Here is a 22,829-nt window from a genome sequence, read left to right on the forward strand (position 1 = left end):
TACGGGGTCTCTCTCTAAAGCCTTATGTAATCTCTTAATTACTAGCTTTTTCATAAATTTCGACATTACTTGTGATAGGGTTCTCCGCGCTAGCTGAAACTGCAAGTTTTAGGGCCATCCCTTGCGGAATGGCCCTTTGCTAGATAGCAGCACGTTACGCCAAGTGCATAAAATAGTCTCCATTGCCCCCCAAGGTGCCTCTTTCTCATCTACCTTCTTGAAACCATATTTTTCGTACAAATTAACATGATCACTGACAAGGTATACTTTATCGAATTCAAGTTCCTTAGCGTATGCCAAGGCAGATAAAATCAACTTTTCACTTAATCGATCGCCTCTGTACTGCTCTCCCACAAACACAAACCCGATATAAGGTGTATAGGAAACATCAGGTATGCAGTCTGTTTTTGCTAAAGTGCAATAGCCAGCAATACGATCACCATCTAATGCTGCAAAAACTCTTTCCCAGTCTGAAAAATGGAATTCTTTCATTTGTTTAGCTAAAGTAGTTCCTGCTTTCCATGAACAATTCAGCGCATACTCAGCAACGACTTGCCATAACTTATCGCTAGAATTAAGCGATTCTATTTGCATAAATACTCCCTTTCTTATAGGCAACTAGTCGCTAAATTACCTTTTTTCTTTTATTTTACTAGTCGCTCTCCGTTATCCAAACAAGCGTTCCGTTCTTATTCATAACTGTACAGTATAACACTTGATATGAACTAACATGGTAAAATATGATTATATTTAAACACAACTTCCTGTAAGCCTAAAACTGATTCAAGCAAACTTTAATACATATAGGGAGCCAGATGACTCATCCTTCTGTGAACCAAAAAAGCTCTCAACAGCCTGTTGTTTCCGACTTGCCTAATACGTAGCCAATCCCAAACCCATACCCTGCAAAGCGCCCTACCAAGCCTACTTCCAGATTTCCCGATAAAACTTGCAGTCACTTATGGTACGGTTCACCCTGATTTATCTTCACCGCGGTACATCTGTTCCAAGCTCTAAGTGAATGAACCATAACATAATTCACATCAGTTGTATGGTTGTTATTAAGCAGATTGCGGGGACCATTTATACAGCACGTTCTCTCATACACTTTCGTCCTGCATAATAACCATAAATAAATATCATACAAAGACGAGGATGCCTCTGAACCATGCGTCAGTAAAAACCATCAATGATGGCATCCCAAGTGCAAATATTAACAATAAAATCCAGTTTATATAGGAGCGTTGGAATCGTCTTTTAAGAAAACCTTCAGAAATAATATTATATAGAACCATAAGGTAGGACAATGAAGCGAAAATCAAGGAAATCAAGAAAATTTGTTCCGTTACTGTCGCGGCGCTATCAATTAAAGCGATGAGCAGTATAAGTAATAACAAAAATACAAAATTAAAGTAGGTATAAATAAAAGGAATTCCAAAAGGTGCAATCTTCGTTTTTATGTAGTATTCAACACTTGCGGCTATATTTTTATCACTCTTGAATGTTACTGGATCAACTTGTTTAAATTTCAAACTATAGATTTCCTTTTCTATATCTTTATGTAATTCAAGCAACATCTCCCTTTTTAAAGACTCATTAGTTGTCTCTTTAAACTTAATGAATAATTTTAGTAAATCATAAGGAAGGAGCGAAGAGGCTTTAGATATCTTTTCAGCTACTGTAAAAAGGTCACTTTTTTCATTGAGGTATTTATATATTTCAAATTCAATGTCAGAGTAGATATCAAGAGCCTTATCTACCGTTATTGATTAGATTTACTGTTTTCAAGAAAGTTGCTTCTTAGCTCCTTATACATCCAAAAAACTAACACTGTACTATAATTGATATTGCAGCGGGTGTTGAATCAGGAAATAAGGTTCTTAAAAACTCGATAAAATAACTCATTAAATCACTCCTTTTATTTACAATTACGCTTGATATATCATTTAGTTCCGTTGATACCATACCGACTAAAAGAGCGTATTTTAATATTCCACTATTTTATTGAAAGGTATCGACTAACAAAAAAAGCCTTCTTTCGAAGGCGGTGTAATTAAATTCTTTCTGCTATTAGGATTAAACGCTATTTCAAATTGCTACACTACGCGGAAGCGGAACTGCCCCACTTCACATCAAACAGATGATGTAGCGTAGGATATAACGGTGTATCAGCTTGACGGTCTTCCTGCAAGAGTAAGTAAAGGTCCAGCTTCGTATTATCTTCACCATTAAGTGTGCGGCTGTTCATCATGCGAAGCAATAACTGATGCACGCTGTTCATTGTTGCTGGATGTTCCGGATCCGTCCAGTTGCGATTGGTTTGAAAGAAAACATCCTCGTATCTGTGTAGGATAATCCAGCACAACTCGGTCTGTTGGTCCGAATCTAATGATTCTGGGAATAACAAAGCTCGAAAAAGGGAAGCATCATCCGTGTTGTGGCCGGCCATAGACAACCAGGATTGAATTTCTTGGAAAGTAATCTCGAAATTGACCATGAGGTAAGTATCACTGAACTGCAGATTAACCAATTGTGTATTCATTAATAGGTCCCCTTTATATAGTCTACGTTCATCACATAAAATTCTCGTTCATTGGGTGCATAAATGGTTACACTAATTGCTTCTGGGATGTCTTTTATCTCAATGATTGGAGCTTGCGCTTCAGATGAGAGTACCACACGATCGTAATTTTCAAAATTAATTATTGGGTTTCCGGTTGTGGGATCGTTTATGGTTTCATAAACGGTATAATACTTACCGTCCATACGTTTTTCTTGATGGGTTTTAACTGCCGGCCCACCATAATATTGACTAATCCCAAAGGTCACAGTAATTAAACTACCAGCCCCATCGTCCCCACTGCCTCCTCCAACAAACCCGATATCAGTAAAGGGTTGGCCGTTGCGGGGTCAATCCCTTGATTCATATCTAGCGAAGCTAAGTTTTGTTTTCGGATAATCGATTTCAGTTTGTTGGCATACTGACTATCCGTCGCATAACCAGCTCTTTGGAGTTCGTTAGCAAACTCATAAGGATTTTCTTTGGATAATGCGAAACGATAACGGCTGTTTTTAAGTAGGAAATCCGAATGGTCAGCAAAAGATCCTGCTACGCTAGAGTAGCTCCGGAATTTTGAAGTCGTGGGCACACGTACGCCATCCACTTCTTCATGTGTTCTTGCCAAGCAATAATCACCTTTATATGATTTATTCGCTTTAATACCAAACAAATTATAATTGCATACAGCGTTTTTTCCTATGGATTCTTGGGAATGAAATTTAGGGAAATCCTCCCCAATTTCATCGATATTACGGTCCTGATTTCAACAATTAGGGAATTTCTCCCTTTAAATTCACCTAATTAGCTCATAACAGCGGATTTCAGGCGATTTATAGGGAGGTTTTCCCTATAAATCAAACAAAAACACAATCTAAACACTCGCCCAAGCACAAACTATTTTCATCTACACCCAATTCGATAATTACTCCTCCCAAAACTAAGTTTCTTTACGATAGAGCCTCACCGTTTCCTTCAGGGTATCAAACGACCAACCTCATCCATCCCTTAGCATAATTAGAAACTTTTCCATGGTTGGATACCCAAGTAACTAACAGGAAATAGATAAATAAGCTCTATCTGAGGAATATCAAATTCAACGAAACCAGGATTTGCAGATTTTTTCCCTTGATATTCTTTTAAGTAAAATAGAATTCTCATGATAGGTAAAGTACTGATAACTAACCATGCAATATTGTACCTTAGCTTCCTCGTCTTTAAAGCCCTCATGCAAGAAATATATGTAAGAAATATTGGTGCTGAATACATTAAGAACATCTGGTTTACTATTTCTTCATCCCAATCTTCAGTTTTCAGCTTCAAAAATTAGATAGTTATAAAATGCAAAAATACAACAATTAGAACTTGCAGAATCGCTTTAATCCTAATGTTCTTAAATTCACTTTTCACTATACCACCTCTTTATTTAGTAACAGTTCTGAATACCGATAGATTAATCCTCTATTTTCAATCTGTAAAAAACAAATAAAAAAGGAGCCGCGTAAAGAACACGACTCCCTCTTAATTAAACCGCATCAATGGCGGCACTTATGAATGGTGATTAGCGATAAACTGCTGTTCACGTACTTATTTCTTCGCAATATGCACTTTAAGCTGCTTGCCCTTCACCGTCGTCTCTCTCATCGCTTGCAGTACCATTGCACCTTTACCGTTCAAAATATCCACGTAGGTCACATTGTCCTGAATCGAGATAATACCGATATCTTCTGCAGATATACCCTCAAGCTTTGCGATTGTGCCGACAAAGTCCACGGCTCTTAGCTTCTTTTTCTTGCCGCCGTTGAAGTACAGCTTCATGATCTCTTTGTTCAAGCTTTCGCTTTTGTCCTTCTTGCGGACAGGCTGCTTGTTAATCTTCTGCTCGAAAGCTTCCTTCGCGTAAGCAACGGCATCATCCGAAGGAGCTTTCATGTTCGGGATGCTAAAGCCAATATAGCCTTCAATGTCCTTCACCCACTTTTGCTCATTTGGAGTGACAAAAGTGATCGCTTTGCCTGTCTTACCTGCACGAGCAGTTCTGCCTGTACGGTGCACGTAGCTTTCTTTTTCCAGTGGAATATCGTAATTAATCACGTGAGTGATGTTCTCGATATCAATGCCTCTTGCCGCTACATCGGTAGCGATTAGATAACGGAACTGCCCTCTTTTAAAAGCATTCATGACCTCAAAACGCTCGTCCTGCTCCATTCCCCCGTGGATCTTATCACAGGGATATTCCAAATCAGCCAGCCCTCTAAATACCGCATTCACCTGTTCTTGTGTACGGCAAAAGATAATGCAGCTATCCGGATTCTCCACCGTAATAATATCGCTCAGTAGCGAGAACTTAGCAGCTTGTCTCACTTCGATCAACGCATGTTCAATTGTAGCGGTTGTAATTCCACTTGCTTGAATCTCAATTTCCGTTGGATCGCTCATATATTTCCGGCACAAATTCTTAATCACTTCCGGTAATGTAGCGGAGAAAACACAAGTCACTCGTTCTTTTGGCAGCTGCTTAATGATCTTTTCGATCTGTTCAATGAACCCCATGCTCAGCATTTCGTCTGCTTCATCGATGATCAAATACTTGATCCGATTTAGCGGAAGCGTACCTCTTTCAATATGGTCGAACACACGTCCAGGCGTACCTACGACAACATGTGTTTTTTGAGTAAGCTCAATTTTTTGTGGAGCAAAAGGCTGCTTACCGAAAAGAGCCACGGCCTTAACCCGTTTAAATCGTCCAATGTTGGTGATATCCTCTTTCACTTGCATGGCAAGCTCCCGTGTAGGCGTTAGAATCAAAGCCTGCGGCTTATTCTCCACCCAATCCACCAAATCACAGACGGGGATTCCGTAAGCTGCCGTCTTTCCGCTACCCGTTTGCGATTTAACGATCAGATCCTTTTGCTGAAGAGCTACAGGGATCACTTTACTTTGAACTTCTGTTGGCGTCTCATATTTCAGGACATCCAGCGCTTTAATAATGTCTTCGTTTAACTCATAATCTCTAAATTGCAATTCACTCATCGTTCAACCTCTTCTATGCCGATTGTTCTGGTTAAAGCGGAAACTCCGCGATCCTTCATCTTGTGCATACTTATCATTATAACAGCTATTGGCTCCCTTGATTCCATTCCTTATAGAACTGGTCCAGATAATTAAGCATAAAATCATGCCGTTCTTCTGCTAACTTGCGTCCATAGGTTGTATTCATCAGGAATTTTAATTTTAATAACTTCTCATAAAAATGATTGATAGCCGTTCCTTTGCTGTAATCCCTGTACTCCTTTTGAAGCGATTCATCTCTTGGAGACACTTCTGGATCATAAGCTGGACGACCTTTCGCCCCTGAGAAAATAAAGGTTCTGGCAATGCCAATCGCACCAAGCGCATCAAGTCGATCGGCATCTTGAACCACTTGGCCTTCAAGCGTATGCATCGGTTCTCCCCCGCCACCACTAAAGGACATCGTCTCAATAATCATCATAATATGATTAATTTGTTGCTCATCTGTAAGGTTTGAAGAAAGCCAAGTACGTACTTTAAGCAAACCTTCTTCTTTAGATGGATTAAGCTTCTCGTCAGCAACATCATGCAGCAAGGCGGCCATCGTGCAAACAAATACATCTGAGCTCTCGATCTGGGCAATTTCAGCGGCGGTGTTGCGCACTCTATCGCAATGCCACCAGTCATGACCCGTAGTATCTTGTCCAAGTTGTTCTTTAACAAAATCTTCGGTTCGAGCTATAATTAAAGATTCATTCATCGTAGAAAAACTCCCTTTCCTTAAGGAATATCGAAGCCCTATTATAGCTGATAACTTGTCCATTCGCCCACAAGAAATCGAACAAATTATAAATTCTTGCTTGCACGACTCCAAATGATCGGCTATAATCGGCAGTAATCAAAATTTCGAAGGGAATTGGTTCTGATGAATACAAATACAATCATGCTGAATCAACTTCATTATTATCACAAACAGCGTTAGCACTCCTGAATTTTTTCAGGGAGGCTAACGCTACTCGCGTTGGCCTCCCTGCGGCATAGATCACGCGCAGGACCAAGAGGTCCTGCGCGTTTTTTTATTTTCTAAACTATGCCAATTCAAAGGAGCTACTAATGATGCAAAACATTAAAGGAACTTATGATTACTTCGGTCAAGAGCAAGCGCTCAGAAAGAACATTCAAAATACGCTGCAGGACTTGTTCGAGCTCTATGATTTTGAATCGATGGATACGACGTTATTAAATGAATTGGAGTTATTAACTTCAAAATATGCAGGCGGGGACGAAATTCTTAAGGAAATGTACCAACTTACAGATCAAGGCAACCGCAAGGTAGGGTTACGCTATGATCTGACCATCCCTTTTGCCAAAGTGATCGCTTTAAATCCAGGGATAGAGTTTCCCTTTAAGCGGTATGAGATCGGAAAAGTGTTCCGAGATGGACCCGTAAAACGTGGGCGTCTGCGTGAATTCCTGCAATGTGATGTCGATGTGGTCGGCATTTCCGGCCCTGAGGCTGAAGCTGAGCTAATGCAACTGGCTACCGAAGCGTTCCGCAAGCTAGACATTCCTATCATCCTAAAATGGAACAATCGACGTTTTCTCGGTGAGATTCTAGAGTCCATCGGCGTACCTGCGGAAGAGCAACTATCCGTTATGCTTACCCTTGATAAACTTGAGAAAATCAACATTAGTGGAGTGGAGAACGAGTTGATTGGCAAGGGGCTAGAACCTGCAACCATCGCGGCGATTCTAGCGCTTATCGAAATGGATAATCCAGGCTTTGAGCAGTTATGCGACAAATACAATCTCACAACACAACCGGGTGCGTCAGAGGTTCTCGTCCTACAAAATCTAATCCAAGACATTGGACTACAGGAGATTTGCCGCTTCGATCCTTTCTTATCCCGAGGTCTTTCATTCTACACAGGAACAGTTTACGAGATCTTTGATGCATCTGGTTCCTTTGCCTCAAGCTTGGGTGGCGGAGGCAGATATGACGCGATTATCGGACAGCTAGTGGGCAGAGAGGATATTCAATATCCTACGGTAGGGTTGTCTTTTGGTATGGAGTCAATCATGGCGCTCCTAGCAGAACGACCTATCCAAGAAAATAGAGCAGCAAATATTATGGTCATTCCCATTGGTGAGACACTACCACAAGCTTTAATTGCAGCAGCCGAGCTGCGTGCCTGCTCTATAAGAACCACTCTCGTATCCGGTAAAAGAAAATTAAAAAAGCAGCTCGCCACAGCTTCATCCAAAAACATCCGTTACGTTATACTGATCGGCGAAAGCGAATCAAGTGTTGATAAGGTACGTTTGAAAGATATGGTGGAACAAACAGAGGTTATCGTTCCGCTGGATGAAGCTATTTACCTCATCACTGGCTAAGCTGGTATTCGCTTAAAAAGATTCACATAAAAAAAGACCCCGCCGACGGCCGGCGGGGCAAAGTTTATATTTAAGGGAGGTTATATATGTACTATAACCTTACAAGCTTAATATTTTATGAATGACGGATAAAGATTCCCTTAATCCTACTTAGATCTTAAACCGATCTACCAGCCCCTGTAGCTCCTTGGCACTTTGGGTATTCTCGTCAGCCACCGTAACTTCATGGAATGTCTTCTCAACGATATCAGCCGTCTTCACCGCAATATCCTGAATCCCAATAGCCCCCTCATTTACTGTAGCAGCCACTTCATTGACCGCTATAGAAATACTAGAAACGGCCATACTTAGATGATCAGCCGCGGTCTCAAATTGATTCATCAGCAAATTCACTGTTGTAGCATCTCTGTTATATTGCTGACTTACCTCCGTTAACCGCTCATAGTCTCCAAGAACATTCTGGTCAATAAAAGCTAGTAACGCCTCTGAATTTTCCTTCATTAGTTCAACAGAAGCATAAACTCCTGAAACGACCCCTTGAATCCCAGCCGCAGTCTCTGACGATTTCTCAGCCAACTTGCGGATTTCACCAGCTACAACAGCAAATCCTCTACCTGCCTCACCTGCTCTAGCCGCTTCGATCGCTGCATTCAAAGCAAGCAGATTGGTCTGACTAGTAATCGATAGAATCGTATCCGCCAGTACATTAATCTCTGAGATCGCACTCGACTGTTCAATTGCTTTTTCCATATCGATACGAACAGATTCATACACTCGCTTCGCATTATCCGTAGACTCTATCGCCTCATCTTGTAACACCATCGCCCGCTCACTGATCTGCTTGGAAACTTCAGCGCCTTCCTTCACATTACTGGAGATCTCGGACACATTAATATCAATTTCAGTTATCGCTGCCGTCATCTCTTGTGTTGAAGCTGCTGTCTCCTCCATCCCTGCCGAAAGCTGCTGTGTAGTTGCCGAATTATCATGAGCATTCTCCCGTACATCTATAGACAGCTTTTCAAGAGTCTCCGCATTATCAAGCACCTTGGTCGAGATCATGATTAGACTACCCGCCATATCACGAAGAATAACCCGTGTTCGGAGCATCGCTATGGCTATCGTACCTGTTTCATCTTTGTTTTTCGTCAGATACTCGTACTGGGAGTCATACGTCAAATTCAGCTCTGCCGTTCTATTTATCAACTCTGTCAGTTTAGCAATCGGTGAAGAGATTTTTTGGGCAAAATATAAAGCAATCAACAATGCAATAATCAAACTTCCTGCACCCAGAAACAGATTAAAGCTTCTCATCTCATTCACAGGTTTTACAATTTCATCTAAATTTGCGGTTATCCCAAGCAACCAGTGGGTCTCAGGCATAACGGTATAGGCTGATTTTTTATCCACATCATTATATGTATAGCTAAGCAGGCTATCTTCTACTTTTTCACCAGATTTCACACGCTTCACCACAGCCATGATCTGATCATTGGCAACAGGTTGTCCTACTTGCTTCTTATCCGGATGATACAGTGTATTCCCATTCTCATCGAGAAGATAAGCATACGAAGTCGTTGTATTTACTACTTTTGCATCTGCTAAATACTTAATCATACTATCTGCGGAAACCGCTGAAGCTACATATCCAATCATCTTCCCGTTACTCTTAACCGGATGTACAAATCCTACCACATAAGCCCCAGTAGATTTCGATTTTAGTGTTTCGCTAATTACCGGCGCCGCAGTCTCCATTACTTTCTTCGTATAATTTCTATCACTGAAATCCGTACCTATAAGCTTAATATCACTGTCAGCCACAGCGATGCCATTCATATCACTGACAAAAGCATGTTCGAGGTTCCCAGCATCCTTCACAATTCCCTGAAGGCTGATATTTACCTCATTCTGTAGCTTACTCCCCTTGGCGACGCCACCATTCCCTGCTTGGAGTAATAATTCGACAATTTCCGACCTTCCCGCAATAAGTTCAATACTTCTCTGCTCCTTCGAAATCATAGCCGATATGGTCTGAGCTTTATTCGTATTGACCTGCTTCATAGAATTCTCAGTAAGGCTCACAATGGCCTGAGTTGACCTTAAATATGTAAAAACCCCCATTACTGCAATACATAATAGGGTCACACCTATCATCATAAGTGATAGTTTAAGACGAATCTTCATTTTCCCTCATCCTTCCGACTACTGTTCATTAGAGAACAATGCAATTGTAAATAATACAACTACTATCGGATATGATGATAAATTAGTGAATATTGACGAAGCGAAAATACGGAAAATATCAAAAAATGTCGAATTTTTGCATATAAATGCAGAAAAAACTAGTTCTACTAGTTCGGTCATCTTCTTTTTACTAGTTATTAAGACCTGTTTTATTTCTAAAATGAAATAGGCGGTTCTGACTGGGATGCTGGGGAAACTTGCGTGATTGCACCATCTGTTAAAGGGTGTTTAGTTCTGCTACGTAAAAACAGACCAGACATTGCAGCCAGAATTTGCTGGAATAACATTCCTGAAATCACAGGGAGTGCAACAGCCGGAGGAAAATATTTTACTGCGAGCACAGCTCCCGCGCTTAAATTACGCATGCCGGAATTAAATTGTACGGCCACAGAATCTTCGTAGCTAAAGCGGAAACGACGCGATACCAATGCTCCGATTACATATCCGAGAACTACGGTTACGAAGGTTACGCCAATAATAATCGCTAATTTACTATCCGGGTGTTTCAGATAACGAGCAATGCTAGCACCATTAATAGAAACGACCATGAACAACCCAACCTTTACAAATGGGGAAAGCGGAGGTCCACATACCGTATTCACCTTGCCTTTTGTCCATTGATTCAGAAGCATCCCGACTACCGAAGGAATGACAACCATCCATAGGAGTCCTTTCATCATTTCCCCAAGCTGAATCTCCACACTCGCTCCCATGAGCAAATACAAGGTACCCGGAACGACAATCGGTGACAAGAGCGTATCGATTAGAATAAGTGCCAAAGTTAGTGCAATGTTCCCGCCGTATATGGATACCCACACCACGCTAACGACACCCGTTGGGATCGCAAACAATAGTACAAATCCTGTCACTGTGTAAGGATCTCCCGGAAAAACAGCACTTGCAACGAGCCAGCCAATGAGCGGCATCACAATATGAAGAATAATCATCAACACGATCAACTTCTGTGGTTTCAGCAATACGCCCAGCAGATCCTTGAGATTGGATTTCAAGCTTCCGATCAATGTCATAAAGGCGAATATCCATGGGACGAGACCTGTGAATGGTAGCAGTCTGCTTTCATTAAGCACACCAACCACGATGGCAGTAGGTGTTAATAATGGCATGATTTTTTCGAGAACAACATTGGATTTGATGAGTCCATTTCTTATATTCGTAAGCATGTGTCGCACACCTTATGTATGGATGTCATACATTCCTTATCCGCAAATTTAAGTTGTAGCAGTCTCTATAAGCTTAAAGAAATCATACAGGACTTTCCATTAATCTACTACACAAAAAAGGAACCAATTCAATAAATTGGCTCCAAGTAGTAATTTTATAGCAATGCTTAACGATTTAAACCCCTTGCGGAAACAATGCGTCCAGTGCTGGGCATGGCAGTTTATCCAGGAACTGAGCCAAAGGCGCTGGCATGTTACTATATAAGTCCTTCAGTGAGGTTCCCTGATAAATGTTTCCAATAATAACGGGATGACATAATTCAGAGATCAGGATGTCTCCATTGCCATGTAGATGAAGCTGTTTCTTGCCCTCAATGCAGTGTGGAAAATAAACGCCCGGTTGCTCCTCGAACCCAAGCGCATCCATAAACCGGTCCATGCAAGTGAAATACAGGGTCGTATCCTCTTTCTTCATAGCGATCAGTTCACTCACAGCATTCTTTAATTGTTCACGGGCAGCTATAGACTTCCAACCCGTATGATCCATGATAATACTGTTCTGAATCTCATGTGTTCTAACACCCATCGCATATACGTGATCACTAATTTCCTTCATATTATCCTGAGTTTCGCTGAACAACAGCGTTTCCAGCACCGTATCTACACTAGTTGCCGCGAACATAGTAATGTTCTCTCTAATTTTCTCGTAAATGCTTGGATGAATATTATAATAACGAGAGAAGGCGTCCGCTGTAGTAAAATTGAAGGAAATATGTATCGTCGTTAATCCTGCCGCGACTAATTGATCAATCCGTTCAGCATTTAAAAGACTGCCGTTCGAATTGAGCTGTGTCTGAATCCCTCTGGATGAGCAGTAGGTTACAATCTCCACACAGTCATCGAACTTTAATGTAACCTCGCCACCTGATAAGCGTACTCTTTTCAGACCAGGAAGCTCTTCAAGAATTCGGATAACCTCTTTAGCCTTGATGCTTTGTCCATCATTTCTATTATACGCACAACAATAATCGCAGCGAAAATTACAGTTCGAGGAAACTCCTATTTCTAAGCCTTCCAGCTCATAAGTAAGCGGTTTGTCTAGTTCCAATGCTTTATATCTCATTCTCTAAAGTCCTCCTGAAAAATAATGATTTGATTCAAGGGTTCAATCTTAGAGATTATAAAGGTTTATGGCTTAGGTTAATGTGAGGTATATAACAGTCGAAGTGTGTTTGAGAAATCCAGGTCAGCAGCTTCAGTCGTCATCAATTTAATTTCCACAACCAAATCCAGTTTGTTTACTCCCCACCAATACTCTTTATAGGGATGTAAAGGTCAACTTTTGCCTTCCCTTCAGGGTCAGTATAGGGATCATTCATACAAAACTCGAGCGCATATCGATCATCCGGCTCATATTCACTATTAGGCAGCCATTGTCCGTACACACTTTGATAAGCAATTGCGAATTTATCAATCGTGTCATAAAACTGGTACCGGGCATAAAGACCACCAGATAATGTTTGGAAGGATATGCCTGAATCGCCTTCTATAGAAAACTCTCTCGGAATAGTTATGCAAGCATCATACCTGCAAGAATACTCGTCAGTTGCGCTAGGGTCATCTAAAGAGATGCCGATAAAATATTCTGTTGCTGGTAAATTGTTTTTCGCAACCCATTTGCTGAGTGTAGCCCATGCTTTATACGTTTCAAGATAGCTACCAACATGCCTTACATACGCCACTTGATAACTTGGAAGTTCTTTTACTTCAATGTTCATTTGCCATACTCTCCTTAGAAAATTATTATTGTTGTTGCTATTCACATCATAATTTTTAGAAGGAGCTAATTCTTCCTGATTATTGCTGGACATTAACTGATTATTGCTATGTTCTTGCTTGGATCTTCTCATCTCCCTTGGGGTTGTCTTAAATAGCTTTCTAAAAGATGAATTAAAACTCGAGATGGAACTAAAACCGCATAAAGTTGAGATATCTAGCATGGTTTTATTCGTTGTTTCAAGATAAGCGACTGCACGAACTAGACGTCTTTCCGTTAGATAGGTCATTGGTGTTTTGTTTGTAATTGCAGAAAAAACTCTAGAAAAATGATACTTTGAAAAATTAGAAATTTCAGCAAGCATCTCTAGGTTGATTTCTTGATCTATGTTTTCCTCTATAAAATGAAGAACAGTCTGAATACGAACCCTGTAATCATTGTTCATTTGATTCACCTCAATTCCGCGCTGATAAATAAATGATTAATAGAAATCCCATTACCATAAAATTCTGAATAGAAAAAACCTATCACCTTCAAAGAGGCGATAGGTTTAACCTTCGCGGTACCATTCTTTTTGATCGTTGTGTTCTAGAAGACAATGAATTCCGCCTACAACTCCACCGACTTGCCCATCTCATTCCAGACAGGCTGTCCAATCAAGCCCACACGCCAGATTGCAATCCCTTTAAGTCCATAACGTTTGGCAAGTCCAACCTTGGAATTTACTGATGTTTCATTCTCACTGTATACGGAAATACCGAGAATCAGCTTATCCTTACTCACTTGCTGAAGTGCAAGCCGGATGCCTTCATCAACTAAACTCATCGGCTCTGGAATTTTTTTCTCTTGCAAATAATCATAAGCCATAATGACCAAATCGTCTGCGAGGCTTCCCAGCGTCTTGTAATCATAACCTTTATAAGAGCTGTTTAATGGATGAAGAATAACCGTGAGCTTAAGACCTGCTGCATGTGCTTTTTGAGACAAATTCTTCACAAAAGCATTGTAATCGGCTTGCACCTTTGCTTTATCTCCCGTTAGACCCAGTCCTTCGAGATCCAGTGTGATACCTTGGAATCCCTTTTGTGTAGCCAGATCAACGATTCCTGTAATCGTCTGCTCTTGAAGCGCTTTATCTTCCAGATTCTTCGTGAGCTCCGCTGCAGTGTCACCAGAAAAGACCATCAGATAAGGCGCTGTGCCACCTGCTGCTGCATTCGAGACAATAGACTCTGGGGTTACATCCCCAGCTGCTTGAGGCCATCTAAAATCAGTGCCTGTTGTGGTGAATTGTCCACTTTTATCAATCCCGCTCCACCCAAAAGCTACAGCATCGAAGCTAGGAAGTAACGAAATTTCACTGTATGAGCTAAGCGCATAAAAGCCCAGCTTATACATATCCGTCTTTGGTGAAGTGATCGATACCGTTTTGGTTGCTTGATCCCATGCTACGCCCGCACCAAACTGCTGGCCGAAAAAGCTGAGTGGAATCATCGTGTTATTACGGATCGTTTGCGGGGCAACCCCTAGCTTCACAACTTCGCCGTTTACGCCTGCATTTTTACTACCAAGGGTCAACGTTACCACTTTAGTACCCGCTGTATTCGTCTTGGTCGCGGTAATTTTCTTAAGCGCTTGATTCCACTCTACGTTGATCCCCAGCGCTTCTGATATCGCCCGGAATGGAACCATCGTTGTTCCGTTTATCACAACAGGCTCTACTGGAAACGGCAGTGCATAACCATCCAGCACAATACTAACTCCACCTGCGGGTGCTGCTTGTGTAGTGTTTTGGAATAATGCCGTGGTGCCGCCTAGCGAAATCGCTAGACATAAAACCAATTTGCCAATCCGTTTGTTCATGACTGTTAAGTCTCCCATCTTCCATAATATGAAGTGTAATCTCTTAAACTCTTTATATGTCTTCTACCATTTTACCAAAGATTATCCAATTGTAAAATTAATAGATTGTCATCTATGAGCTTCGAAATTATTTTTCATATTAGTAGAGGTTCGACAGAATTACATAAACACGCTCAAAAAGGTTCCCACTGCTCGTTCAACATCTACATCCACAGCAACTTGTATGGGTTTACCCACTTTTGGCTGAGCCCGCAAATCCGCTACGACCATTCCCGATGTAAATTCACCTTTGTGCTCCACACGAACATTCATTTCTTTGTAAGTTACAAGGTCTGGTTGCAGCGCAACCATAAGTGCAAGTGGATCATGCAGCGGTGCACTGTTAATCAAAAAGTTCGCTTCACGATAGAAATTAAAATAATGAGTGAGCGATTGTTCCATAAACGAAATGATCGCTTTATTCTCTTCACGTCCAAAACGGTTTAACAAATCGATATGCTCTTGGGTAATCCGCGTCTTAAGCGTAACGTCTAAACCCACCATCATAACGGGAAGTCCAGATGTAAATACATGATCTGCAGCCTCAGGGTCTCCAGCAATATTCGCTTCCGCAACCGGTGTTCTATTGCCGGGATTGAAGATCGTACCGCCCATCACTACTACTTTTTTCAAAGTATTCTTAATCCCAGGGTCCATATCAAGCGCCATCGAAAGGTTGGTTAGATGTGCCAGTGTAACTAATACAATTTCTCCGGGATTCTCATTAGCCATCCGAACAATAAACTCAGATGCAGTTTCGCTAATGGGACGCTGGCTGGATGGAGCGATTTCCACATTACCAATACCGTTCTCACCATGCACATGAGTGGCGTAGCCTGAGTGCTCACGAACAAGTGCCTTGGATGCTCCGATGGCTACAGGAATCTCATAACCAGGCTTAGCAAGCTCAATTAGCCGCAGTGAATTGTCCGCCGCCTTGTCGACATCAATATTCCCAAAAACGGTTGTAATTCCTTCTACAATTACGTTTGGAGCGCGTAAGGCATACAAAATCGCCAGTGCGTCATCAATACCTGTGTCTGCATCAATAATAATTCGTGTTTTGCTCATTTATGTTCTCTCCCACCCTGCAATGTCGTATGGATTATCATATCACGGCCTACCAGTACGCTCAATTTTATTCATTTGCTGTTCTTTAAAAGTATGAATAAAGCTTTCAGGATCACACTCTACCAAATAAGTATATACACCCTTACTCGTATACAGATAGAACATCCCCTCTGAACCTCCCATTGAGCGATAGGACATATCTAAAATATCTTTTATTGGAAATTCACGATGACGAGTCACGACTCTATCTTTGTACAAATACATTAAGCGATTGCATGTAATACTTCGTTGTTCTCCATCCTTAATTTCTCGCTGTATCTTATAATACGGAAGCTGAGCTACCCATTTCATTTGAAGTCCTCCTGCTTGACGTAATGGACTCCATTTTATTATTCTTTTTACCTTTTTGCAAAATAAAGAAGCTCGACGATCCCCTTAGAAGGAATCATCAAGCTTCAGGAATACCTTTTATTTCGCAGTATAAGCTACAGCTGCTCGGCAAAAGCGTTCCAGCGCTTCAACTAGAATAGATCTAGGACAAGCTAGATTGATCCGCAGATGACCTTGTCCCTCAGTTCCAAAGACAGAGCCTTCATTAAAAGCAACTTTAGCCTCTTTGTACATCAGCTGTTTAAGTCCATCTATATCCAGATTTAGACCACGGCAATCAACCCATAGCAGGTATGTGCCTTGTGGCTGCATCACTTGGACCTGTGGTAAATGCTCCGACAGATAGCTAATCGCATAGTCCACATTGCCGGACACGTACTCTAAAAGCTCATCCAACCATTCTTCTCCATCATTATAGGCAGCTTCTACTGCACCTTGGGCGAAGTAGCTAGCCATATGTAAACTCAAGGCTTTCATTTTTCGATCAAATTTAAGCTTCAATTCCGGATTGGAAGACACGATAAAAGAAGATTGTAACCCCGGTAGATTGAAGGTTTTGGTCGCGGCAAGTGTGGTTAGTGTAATATTCGCAATTTCCTCAGATAAGGATGCAAAAGGGATATGCTCATAACCTGGAAGCGCCAAATCACAATGAATCTCATCAGAGATTACGGTCACTCCATAACGCAGACAGAGCTCACCAAGCTTCAGCAGCTCTTCTCTTTCCCATACTCTACCACCCGGATTATGCGGACTACATAAAAGCAGCAGCTTGGCTCCACCTTGCATCAGCCCTTCCAATTGCTCATAATCCATCTCGAAGCGTCCATTACGAATAACAAGCGGATTCTTGGCGACCTTGCGATCATTCATTTGGATGACGTCATAGAAGGGATAATAGACTGGCGACTGTAAAATAACCTCGTCCCCTGGCTCGGTAAACAGCTCTACAGCAAAACTTAAGGAGGTTACGATTCCGGGAGAATCCGAAATCCATTCCGGTTTAATTTCCCAATCATGCCGTCTTCTGAACCACGACGTGATAGCTTCTTTATAAGAGTCACTAGGTACACTGTATCCGTAAACCCCTTGTTCTGCGCGGCGCAGAATCGCTTCCTTCACTGCAGGAGGACTTTCAAAATCCATGTCTGCCACCCAAAGTGGCATAATATCCTTCTCACCAAACAACTTCTCGGACTGGTCCCACTTGTAAGAACGTGTATTACGGCGGTCAATTACGCGATCGAAATCATACTTCAATTAAAGTCACCTCATCCTTATAAACTTGTCCCTTATTGTATCATGAGGCGGAGGATATCGCACTCTGGATAAGAAAGAACGCACTTGTCGAAAGTGCGCCCTCCTTAACTCTTATACAACTACGTGTTATTGCAGCCACTCTTCCAAATGCGATGCCACAAATCCATCATCCACCAGATGGGGATAGTCTCTGCGCACTCTGTTGATTTCCTCCACTTGCCCCGGGGATAATCGTTCCTCCGGATTTAGACACCATAAGCCTTCAAGCAATCCTTGTTGGCGAAGTACTTCATGAATACCCGGGATACAGCCATGAAAATGATTCGCGGGATCAAATATCGCCGCATTGCTATCCGTCACTTCAGCCCCAAGCGTCAACCAATGGGATGCCAACGAGGGTTCACTTCTGACCTTTTTAATCTCATTAAGCAGCTGTACTGCTCTGCTCGTCCAGACTGCCCAGTGACCGAGTAGGCCGCCGACTATTTTTTTCTCAACGGGCTTGCCGTTCACCTTAAATCGGAAGGTCGTGAGCAGATCGCTGATAATATTATCATCATTTCCTGTATAAAGGGCAATTTCTTCGCGGCGGCTGGATTCAAGTACGGCTCTGACTACATCCAGCGTTTGATAACGATTGAACGGTGCCATTTTGATGGCGATTACGCCTTCTATTTCAGCAAATGCCTTCCAAAAATCAAAACTTAAAATCCGTCCTCCCACCGACGGCTGAAGGTAGAAACCAAATACCGGAATCACATCCGCCACTCTGCGTGTTCGTTCCAGCAGTTCTTCCTCGCTTAAGTCTTGCAAGCCTCCCATACTGAGCAGTCCTGATTCATAACCAAAGCTTGCAGCAAGGCGCGCTTCAAGAACAGCCTGCTCCGTCCCACCGCAAATACCCGCTACTTTCATGAATGGCCGATTTAGCTGGGCAAGTTCCACCTCTTCTGCAGCTAGACGTAACACAGGTTCCAGCAGCCCTACTTCTGGATCCCTGATCTCGAATTGAGTAGAATGCACGGCAACCGCGACTCCACCCGCCCCGGAAGCAACATAATATCGGGTAAGTGCCCGTTGACGTCGCTCATCCAGCTTGCGCTCTTTAGTTAAGGCGAGAGGATGTGCGGGAATAGCCAACCCATCATGAAGCGCGGCATGTAATTCCGAAGTCAAAGGTACTCTTGTCAGTGTCATTAATATTTGCCCTCCCGCTCCTGAAAATGCGTGGGTTTATTCCAGGTTTCTCCGCCTTGCCCTACCCAATCGCCAATCCAGTCGATCATTTCGGCCAGCGATACCCGCGGATAGCCAAAGGTAGCAGCGGCTTTCGCTGCATTACTTAGCAGTGCAGTAGGTGCTTCTGCACCTGTAAAAATCGGCTCAATGCCTAACTTTCGGCCGAATTCATTCGCAGCCCAGCGCAGGGACAATGTCTCAGGCCCAGTAATGTTCATGACATTAGGCGGCGAACTGCAACGCAGCAGTGCTCGCAATGCGATTTCATTCGCATCCCCTTGCCAGATCACATTGGCATGACCCATTGTGATATCAATGGGAAGTCCCTCCCTAACCGATCGAGCAAGCTCCAGTAACACACCATACCGCAGATCAATGGCGTAATTCAGCCGATAAATGAACATCGGCGTTCCATTTTTATGAGAGAAATGTTCAAATATACGCTCCCGGCCCAGACAGGATTGCCCATACTCCCCCTTCGCGTTCGGAGAAGTTCTTTCCGTTGCGCCTCCTTGGCTGACCGGAGTAAAAGGGTAAACGTTGCCTGTCGAGAATACAACCATTCGTGAATTACGGAAACGTTCCGCAACGCGGCCCGGCAGATAGGCATTCATCATCCAAGTGAAATGCTCATTCCCGGTCGTGCCGAATTTATTCCCGGCCATATAGAGAATATTTTGGGTTTCAGGGAGTGCCTGCAGCGCCTTATCGTCAGACAAATCGGCGGAGATAATCTCGACCCCGGCCTCTTCAAGCTCTCGTCTCAGCTCCTTATTCGAGAAGCGGGAAACGCCGATAACTTTCTTGTCTAGCCCCGCTTGGCGAATTGCATTCACCGCTAGCCTTGCGAGACTGGGTCCCATCTTGCCCCCCACGCCTAGTAGCATAATATCTCCATCGAGCTGGCTAAGTTCCTCAATCAGGGCTGCCGATGGACTTGCCAAGCGCTCCTCCAACTCTTGAACGGTTCGCATCATTGAACTCTCCTCTCTATTGACTCAAGTTTGTTGCTTTTACCACAAATGACCTCAAAGCTTGGTGTAATCGGACACGATGCTAGTTGTAATTGGGAACCAGGCTAGCTGAGATTAGAAACTAGCTTGTTGTGATCGGAAACCAAGCTAACTACAATCGAAAGCTAACTAGCTACATTCACAAACCAGCTTGCTACAATCGAAAACTAACTCCCTGATTGCAGAATGTGCAATAGAATTTCCAAATTCATCGCTAAAAAATGAATCTATTGCACTTCATACATCAGATTCCCGCTATAAGCTCGTTTAGTGGTGATTACCTGAAATTTCATTGCACAAAATGCAATAGAATCAAAGTCCAGCCTCTCTAGAGCGGAATCTATTGCATAAAATGCAATCACTCAAAGCAAAGCAATCATCTCATTCAAATCAATTAAAGCAATCAATCAAGCTCAGTCCAGCTCAGTCCAGTAAATTAAGTCTATACAGCCAATCTAGTAAACTCATACTAACCCTTGTCGTAGTGTAGCTTAGGCGCTTACCTTGTAATCCGACGCTTGGTCTCATTCTCTTCCAACACCTACAGCCCTAGCGCCTCGTGGAAATATCCAACTCAATTTCGTCGCCATCCTGCACAAGGGTCGCAATTCCTCCGATAGCCACTTCCGGAGCCGCAAATACGTACGATTCGTGCGATATTTGCGACATGCGCGACACTTGCGATTCGTGCAATGCGTGCGATACGTGCGATACGTGCGATTCGTACAATTTGTACAATTCGTGCGATATAAGTGTATTTCGTACACTTATAACAACTCCTGTTCCCGTATATGGCAATTTAGTTGTACTATCTGCAATTAATAATCCAGAATGAGACTACAAACAGCGATTTGATAAGATTTAATTGTATGAAGTGCAATTAAAGTCCAAATGAGACGATTACGATATACTGTAGTTGTATAAAGTGCAGCTATTTTATCTTCACAAGCATTAGATTATTTCAGTCTCGGCTATTATTTCGAGTGCACCGATTCCCTCTCGCTCAGCAACTCTTCTCTAAGCTCAACAGGGAGAAGAAAGTCAAAGTCACAACCGAGGTTCGCTTGAAGCACACGCTCATGAAACAGCAAGCCATACCCTCTGTCGTAGTGCGGCTTGGGCGCTTGCCATGAGACCCTACGTCGTGCCAATTCTTCATCGGACACCTTCAGCTCCAAGCGCCTCGCGGAAATATCCAGCTCAATTTCGTCGCCATCCTGCACAAGCGCCAGCGTACCACCAACAGCAGCTTCCGGCGCCGCATGTACAATTAATGCGCCATAGGAAGTACCGCTAATCCGCGCGTCAGAGATGCGGACCATGTCGCGTATGCCCTGCTTCAGCAGCTTTTGTGGAATCGGGATTTGCCCGATCTCCGGCATCGCTGGAGCACCCTTCGGACCTGCGTTTTTAAGCACTAGCACACTGTTCTCATCCACGACCAGATCAGGATCATCGATCCGCTTATTGAGATCGGCGGGGCTCTCGAACACTACTGCGCATCCGATATGCTTTTTGAGATGAGCGGATACAGCGGTTTGCTTGATCAGCGCCCCATCCGGCGCCAGATTCCCGCGCAACACAGCAATCCCACCTTGGCTGTCCAGCGGCTCCTCCAAGGTACGAATCACATCTCTGTCCAGTGTCGTTGCCTGAACCAGATTTTCTGCAACCGTTCTGCCTGTTACAGTCAAACAATCCCCATGCAGCAGCGGCTCCAGCTCCTTCATCAGCGCGGGTACACCACCTGCCTCGAAATACTCCTCCATCTGATATTTGCCCGAAGGACGCAGGTTCAAAATAAACGGGGTCTGACTACTGATCCGGTCAAATGTCTCTAAAGGCAGTTTCATCCCTAGCCGCTGGGAGATCGCTATAAGATGGATGATAGCGTTCGTCGATCCGCCGCTCGCCATCGTAACTGTGATCGCATTCTCTATCGCCGCTGCAGTCATGATGTCGCGGGGACGAATGCCCTGGCGAACCAGCTCTACGATCTGCTTGCCCGTTCGCTCGGACATATGCCTGCGTCTGCTGTCCGGAGCCGGAATAGCCGCACAGCCCGGTAACGCCATGCCGATCGCTTCGGCGATCGAGGCCATCGTGCTTGCTGTGCCCATCACCATGCAGTGACCATCACTACGGCAAATTGCATTCTCTGCAACAGCCAGCTCTTCGTCACTTATATTTCCGGCTTTATGCTCCAGCGTAAAGCCATAACAATCCGTGCACGCTCCAAGGCTACGGCCGCCCAGTCGACCGTTTAGCATAGGGCCACCTGTCAGCACAATGGCTGGAATATTGGCACTAGCGGCTGCCATCAGCTGAGCGGGTACCGTTTTGTCGCAACCCCCTAGCAGCACTACGCCATCAATGGGATGCCCTTTCATCATTTCTTCCGTATCCATCGCCATCAAATTACGCAACAGCATCGTTGTAGGCTTCACATAAGGCTCACCAATCGAGATCGTCGGGAATTCCATCGGCACTCCCCCTGCCTGCCAAACACCACGCTTCACATAATCCACCAATTCATTAAAATGGGAATGGCATTTATTCAGCTCACTGAACGTGTTGCAAATGCCGATCACTGGCTTGCGGAGATCTTCTTCGGTGTACCCCATAGACTTCGTGAAGGAACGATGGATAAATCCCCATAAATCTTTTTCCTGAAAATAGGCCTCGCTCTTCAACTTATCACCGGATTCAGCCACACTCTCCTCGCTGTCCCTGCACTCCGCCATGACCCCATCTCCTTTTAACAACCTCGCTTATAGACCAAGCATAAA

Annotated in this window: 19 protein-coding genes; 1 reads left to right on the forward strand and 18 read right to left on the reverse strand. The window is 43.3% G+C overall.

All coding sequences use genetic code 11. From position 1 onward, the window contains the following. Nucleotides 1-108: 108 nt before the first annotated feature. From NSQ29_RS17155 to NSQ29_RS17185, 7 genes are all read right to left on the reverse strand, one after another. Nucleotides 109-594 (reverse strand): GNAT family N-acetyltransferase, encoded by a 486-nt coding sequence (locus tag NSQ29_RS17155; protein ID WP_341125654.1) that lies wholly within the window; start codon nucleotides 592-594, stop codon nucleotides 109-111. Between the two features lie 545 nt (nucleotides 595-1,139). Continuing rightward, nucleotides 1,140-1,577, reverse strand: coding sequence for a hypothetical protein (locus tag NSQ29_RS17160; protein ID WP_341125655.1), 438 nt, complete (start codon nucleotides 1,575-1,577; stop codon nucleotides 1,140-1,142). Between the two features lie 524 nt (nucleotides 1,578-2,101). Then, on the reverse strand, nucleotides 2,102-2,542 hold the full coding sequence (locus NSQ29_RS17165) for a hypothetical protein (RefSeq protein WP_341125656.1): 441 nt from the start codon (nucleotides 2,540-2,542) through the stop codon (nucleotides 2,102-2,104). Beyond that, a complete protein-coding gene (locus tag NSQ29_RS17170; protein WP_341125657.1) occupies nucleotides 2,542-2,829 on the reverse strand; it encodes a hypothetical protein in 288 nt (95 codons plus the stop codon). Before NSQ29_RS17170 ends, NSQ29_RS17165 begins: the two co-directional genes overlap by 1 nt. Nucleotides 2,830-2,834: 5 nt before the next feature. Then, a complete protein-coding gene (locus NSQ29_RS17175; protein ID WP_341126782.1) occupies nucleotides 2,835-3,308 on the reverse strand; it encodes a glycoside hydrolase family 73 protein in 474 nt (157 codons plus the stop codon). Nucleotides 3,309-4,144: 836 nt separating this feature from the next. Then, the gene (locus tag NSQ29_RS17180) at nucleotides 4,145-5,590 is read right to left on the reverse strand and encodes a DEAD/DEAH box helicase (RefSeq protein WP_076283218.1); all 1,446 of its coding nucleotides are present in this window, start codon (nucleotides 5,588-5,590) and stop codon (nucleotides 4,145-4,147) included. Between the two features lie 85 nt (nucleotides 5,591-5,675). Then, nucleotides 5,676-6,329, reverse strand: coding sequence for an HD domain-containing protein (locus tag NSQ29_RS17185; RefSeq protein ID WP_341125658.1), 654 nt, complete (start codon nucleotides 6,327-6,329; stop codon nucleotides 5,676-5,678). Nucleotides 6,330-6,682: 353 nt separating this feature from the next. Between NSQ29_RS17185 and NSQ29_RS17190 the strand changes: the two genes are divergently transcribed. Next, on the forward strand, nucleotides 6,683-7,963 hold the full coding sequence (locus NSQ29_RS17190) for a histidine--tRNA ligase (RefSeq protein ID WP_341125659.1): 1,281 nt from the start codon (nucleotides 6,683-6,685) through the stop codon (nucleotides 7,961-7,963). Nucleotides 7,964-8,113: 150 nt separating this feature from the next. Here NSQ29_RS17190 and NSQ29_RS17195 read toward each other — a convergent pair whose 3' ends face one another. From NSQ29_RS17195 to NSQ29_RS17245, 11 genes are all read right to left on the reverse strand, one after another. Beyond that, nucleotides 8,114-10,147, reverse strand: coding sequence for a methyl-accepting chemotaxis protein (locus NSQ29_RS17195; RefSeq protein WP_341125660.1), 2,034 nt, complete (start codon nucleotides 10,145-10,147; stop codon nucleotides 8,114-8,116). A gap of 215 nt (nucleotides 10,148-10,362) precedes the next feature. Beyond that, nucleotides 10,363-11,331 carry a bile acid:sodium symporter family protein gene (locus tag NSQ29_RS17200; RefSeq protein ID WP_341125661.1) on the reverse strand — a complete coding sequence of 323 codons (969 nt, stop codon included), beginning with the start codon at nucleotides 11,329-11,331 and terminating at the stop codon, nucleotides 10,363-10,365. A gap of 232 nt (nucleotides 11,332-11,563) precedes the next feature. Beyond that, nucleotides 11,564-12,511 carry a radical SAM protein gene (locus NSQ29_RS17205; RefSeq protein WP_341125662.1) on the reverse strand — a complete coding sequence of 316 codons (948 nt, stop codon included), beginning with the start codon at nucleotides 12,509-12,511 and terminating at the stop codon, nucleotides 11,564-11,566. Nucleotides 12,512-12,686: 175 nt separating this feature from the next. Beyond that, nucleotides 12,687-13,610, reverse strand: coding sequence for an AraC family transcriptional regulator (locus NSQ29_RS17210; RefSeq protein WP_341125663.1), 924 nt, complete (start codon nucleotides 13,608-13,610; stop codon nucleotides 12,687-12,689). Between the two features lie 164 nt (nucleotides 13,611-13,774). Then, nucleotides 13,775-15,028: a stalk domain-containing protein gene (locus tag NSQ29_RS17215; RefSeq protein WP_341125664.1), complete on the reverse strand. Its 1,254-nt coding sequence runs from the start codon at nucleotides 15,026-15,028 to the stop codon at nucleotides 13,775-13,777. A 159-nt stretch (nucleotides 15,029-15,187) separates the two neighbouring features. Continuing rightward, nucleotides 15,188-16,138: a nucleoside hydrolase gene (locus NSQ29_RS17220; protein WP_042186741.1), complete on the reverse strand. Its 951-nt coding sequence runs from the start codon at nucleotides 16,136-16,138 to the stop codon at nucleotides 15,188-15,190. Between the two features lie 42 nt (nucleotides 16,139-16,180). Continuing rightward, nucleotides 16,181-16,489: a hypothetical protein gene (locus tag NSQ29_RS17225; RefSeq protein WP_076283228.1), complete on the reverse strand. Its 309-nt coding sequence runs from the start codon at nucleotides 16,487-16,489 to the stop codon at nucleotides 16,181-16,183. A 117-nt stretch (nucleotides 16,490-16,606) separates the two neighbouring features. Next, nucleotides 16,607-17,788: a MalY/PatB family protein gene (locus tag NSQ29_RS17230; RefSeq protein WP_339270165.1), complete on the reverse strand. Its 1,182-nt coding sequence runs from the start codon at nucleotides 17,786-17,788 to the stop codon at nucleotides 16,607-16,609. A 126-nt stretch (nucleotides 17,789-17,914) separates the two neighbouring features. Continuing rightward, nucleotides 17,915-18,985 carry a dihydrodipicolinate synthase family protein gene (locus NSQ29_RS17235; protein ID WP_341125665.1) on the reverse strand — a complete coding sequence of 357 codons (1,071 nt, stop codon included), beginning with the start codon at nucleotides 18,983-18,985 and terminating at the stop codon, nucleotides 17,915-17,917. Beyond that, nucleotides 18,985-20,001 (reverse strand): NAD-dependent epimerase/dehydratase family protein, encoded by a 1,017-nt coding sequence (locus tag NSQ29_RS17240; RefSeq protein ID WP_341126783.1) that lies wholly within the window; start codon nucleotides 19,999-20,001, stop codon nucleotides 18,985-18,987. The genes NSQ29_RS17235 and NSQ29_RS17240 overlap by 1 nt, the downstream gene beginning before the upstream one ends. Nucleotides 20,002-21,014: 1,013 nt before the next feature. After that, complete coding sequence (locus NSQ29_RS17245; protein ID WP_341125666.1) at nucleotides 21,015-22,784, reverse strand: IlvD/Edd family dehydratase; 1,770 nt, start codon at nucleotides 22,782-22,784, stop codon at nucleotides 21,015-21,017. Between the last annotated feature and the right edge of the window lie 45 nt (nucleotides 22,785-22,829).

It is taken from the genome of Paenibacillus sp. FSL F4-0236 (assembly GCF_038000135.1).
GTDB lineage: Bacteria > Bacillota > Bacilli > Paenibacillales > Paenibacillaceae > Paenibacillus_AQ.

Excerpts from the sequence above, each read along its gene's own strand:
- NSQ29_RS17165 (WP_341125656.1), bottom strand. The coding sequence starts at position 2,542 with ATGAATACACAATTGGTTAATCTGCAGTTCAGTGATACTTACCTCATG.
- NSQ29_RS17185 (WP_341125658.1), bottom strand. The coding sequence starts at position 6,329 with ATGAATGAATCTTTAATTATAGCTCGAACCGAAGATTTTGTTAAAGAA.
- NSQ29_RS17180 (WP_076283218.1), bottom strand. The coding sequence starts at position 5,590 with ATGAGTGAATTGCAATTTAGAGATTATGAGTTAAACGAAGACATTATT.
- NSQ29_RS17210 (WP_341125663.1), bottom strand. The coding sequence starts at position 13,610 with ATGAACAATGATTACAGGGTTCGTATTCAGACTGTTCTTCATTTTATA.
- NSQ29_RS17215 (WP_341125664.1), bottom strand. The coding sequence starts at position 15,028 with ATGAACAAACGGATTGGCAAATTGGTTTTATGTCTAGCGATTTCGCTA.
- NSQ29_RS17200 (WP_341125661.1), bottom strand. The coding sequence starts at position 11,331 with ATGCCATTATTAACACCTACTGCCATCGTGGTTGGTGTGCTTAATGAA.
- NSQ29_RS17205 (WP_341125662.1), bottom strand. The coding sequence starts at position 12,511 with ATGAGATATAAAGCATTGGAACTAGACAAACCGCTTACTTATGAGCTG.
- NSQ29_RS17155 (WP_341125654.1), bottom strand. The coding sequence starts at position 594 with ATGCAAATAGAATCGCTTAATTCTAGCGATAAGTTATGGCAAGTCGTT.
- NSQ29_RS17195 (WP_341125660.1), bottom strand. The coding sequence starts at position 10,147 with ATGAAGATTCGTCTTAAACTATCACTTATGATGATAGGTGTGACCCTA.
- NSQ29_RS17235 (WP_341125665.1), bottom strand. The coding sequence starts at position 18,985 with ATGACACTGACAAGAGTACCTTTGACTTCGGAATTACATGCCGCGCTT.
- NSQ29_RS17245 (WP_341125666.1), bottom strand. The coding sequence starts at position 22,784 with ATGGCGGAGTGCAGGGACAGCGAGGAGAGTGTGGCTGAATCCGGTGAT.
- NSQ29_RS17240 (WP_341126783.1), bottom strand. The coding sequence starts at position 20,001 with ATGCGAACCGTTCAAGAGTTGGAGGAGCGCTTGGCAAGTCCATCGGCA.
- NSQ29_RS17190 (WP_341125659.1), top strand. The coding sequence starts at position 6,683 with ATGATGCAAAACATTAAAGGAACTTATGATTACTTCGGTCAAGAGCAA.
- NSQ29_RS17225 (WP_076283228.1), bottom strand. The coding sequence starts at position 16,489 with ATGAAATGGGTAGCTCAGCTTCCGTATTATAAGATACAGCGAGAAATT.
- NSQ29_RS17220 (WP_042186741.1), bottom strand. The coding sequence starts at position 16,138 with ATGAGCAAAACACGAATTATTATTGATGCAGACACAGGTATTGATGAC.
- NSQ29_RS17160 (WP_341125655.1), bottom strand. The coding sequence starts at position 1,577 with ATGTTGCTTGAATTACATAAAGATATAGAAAAGGAAATCTATAGTTTG.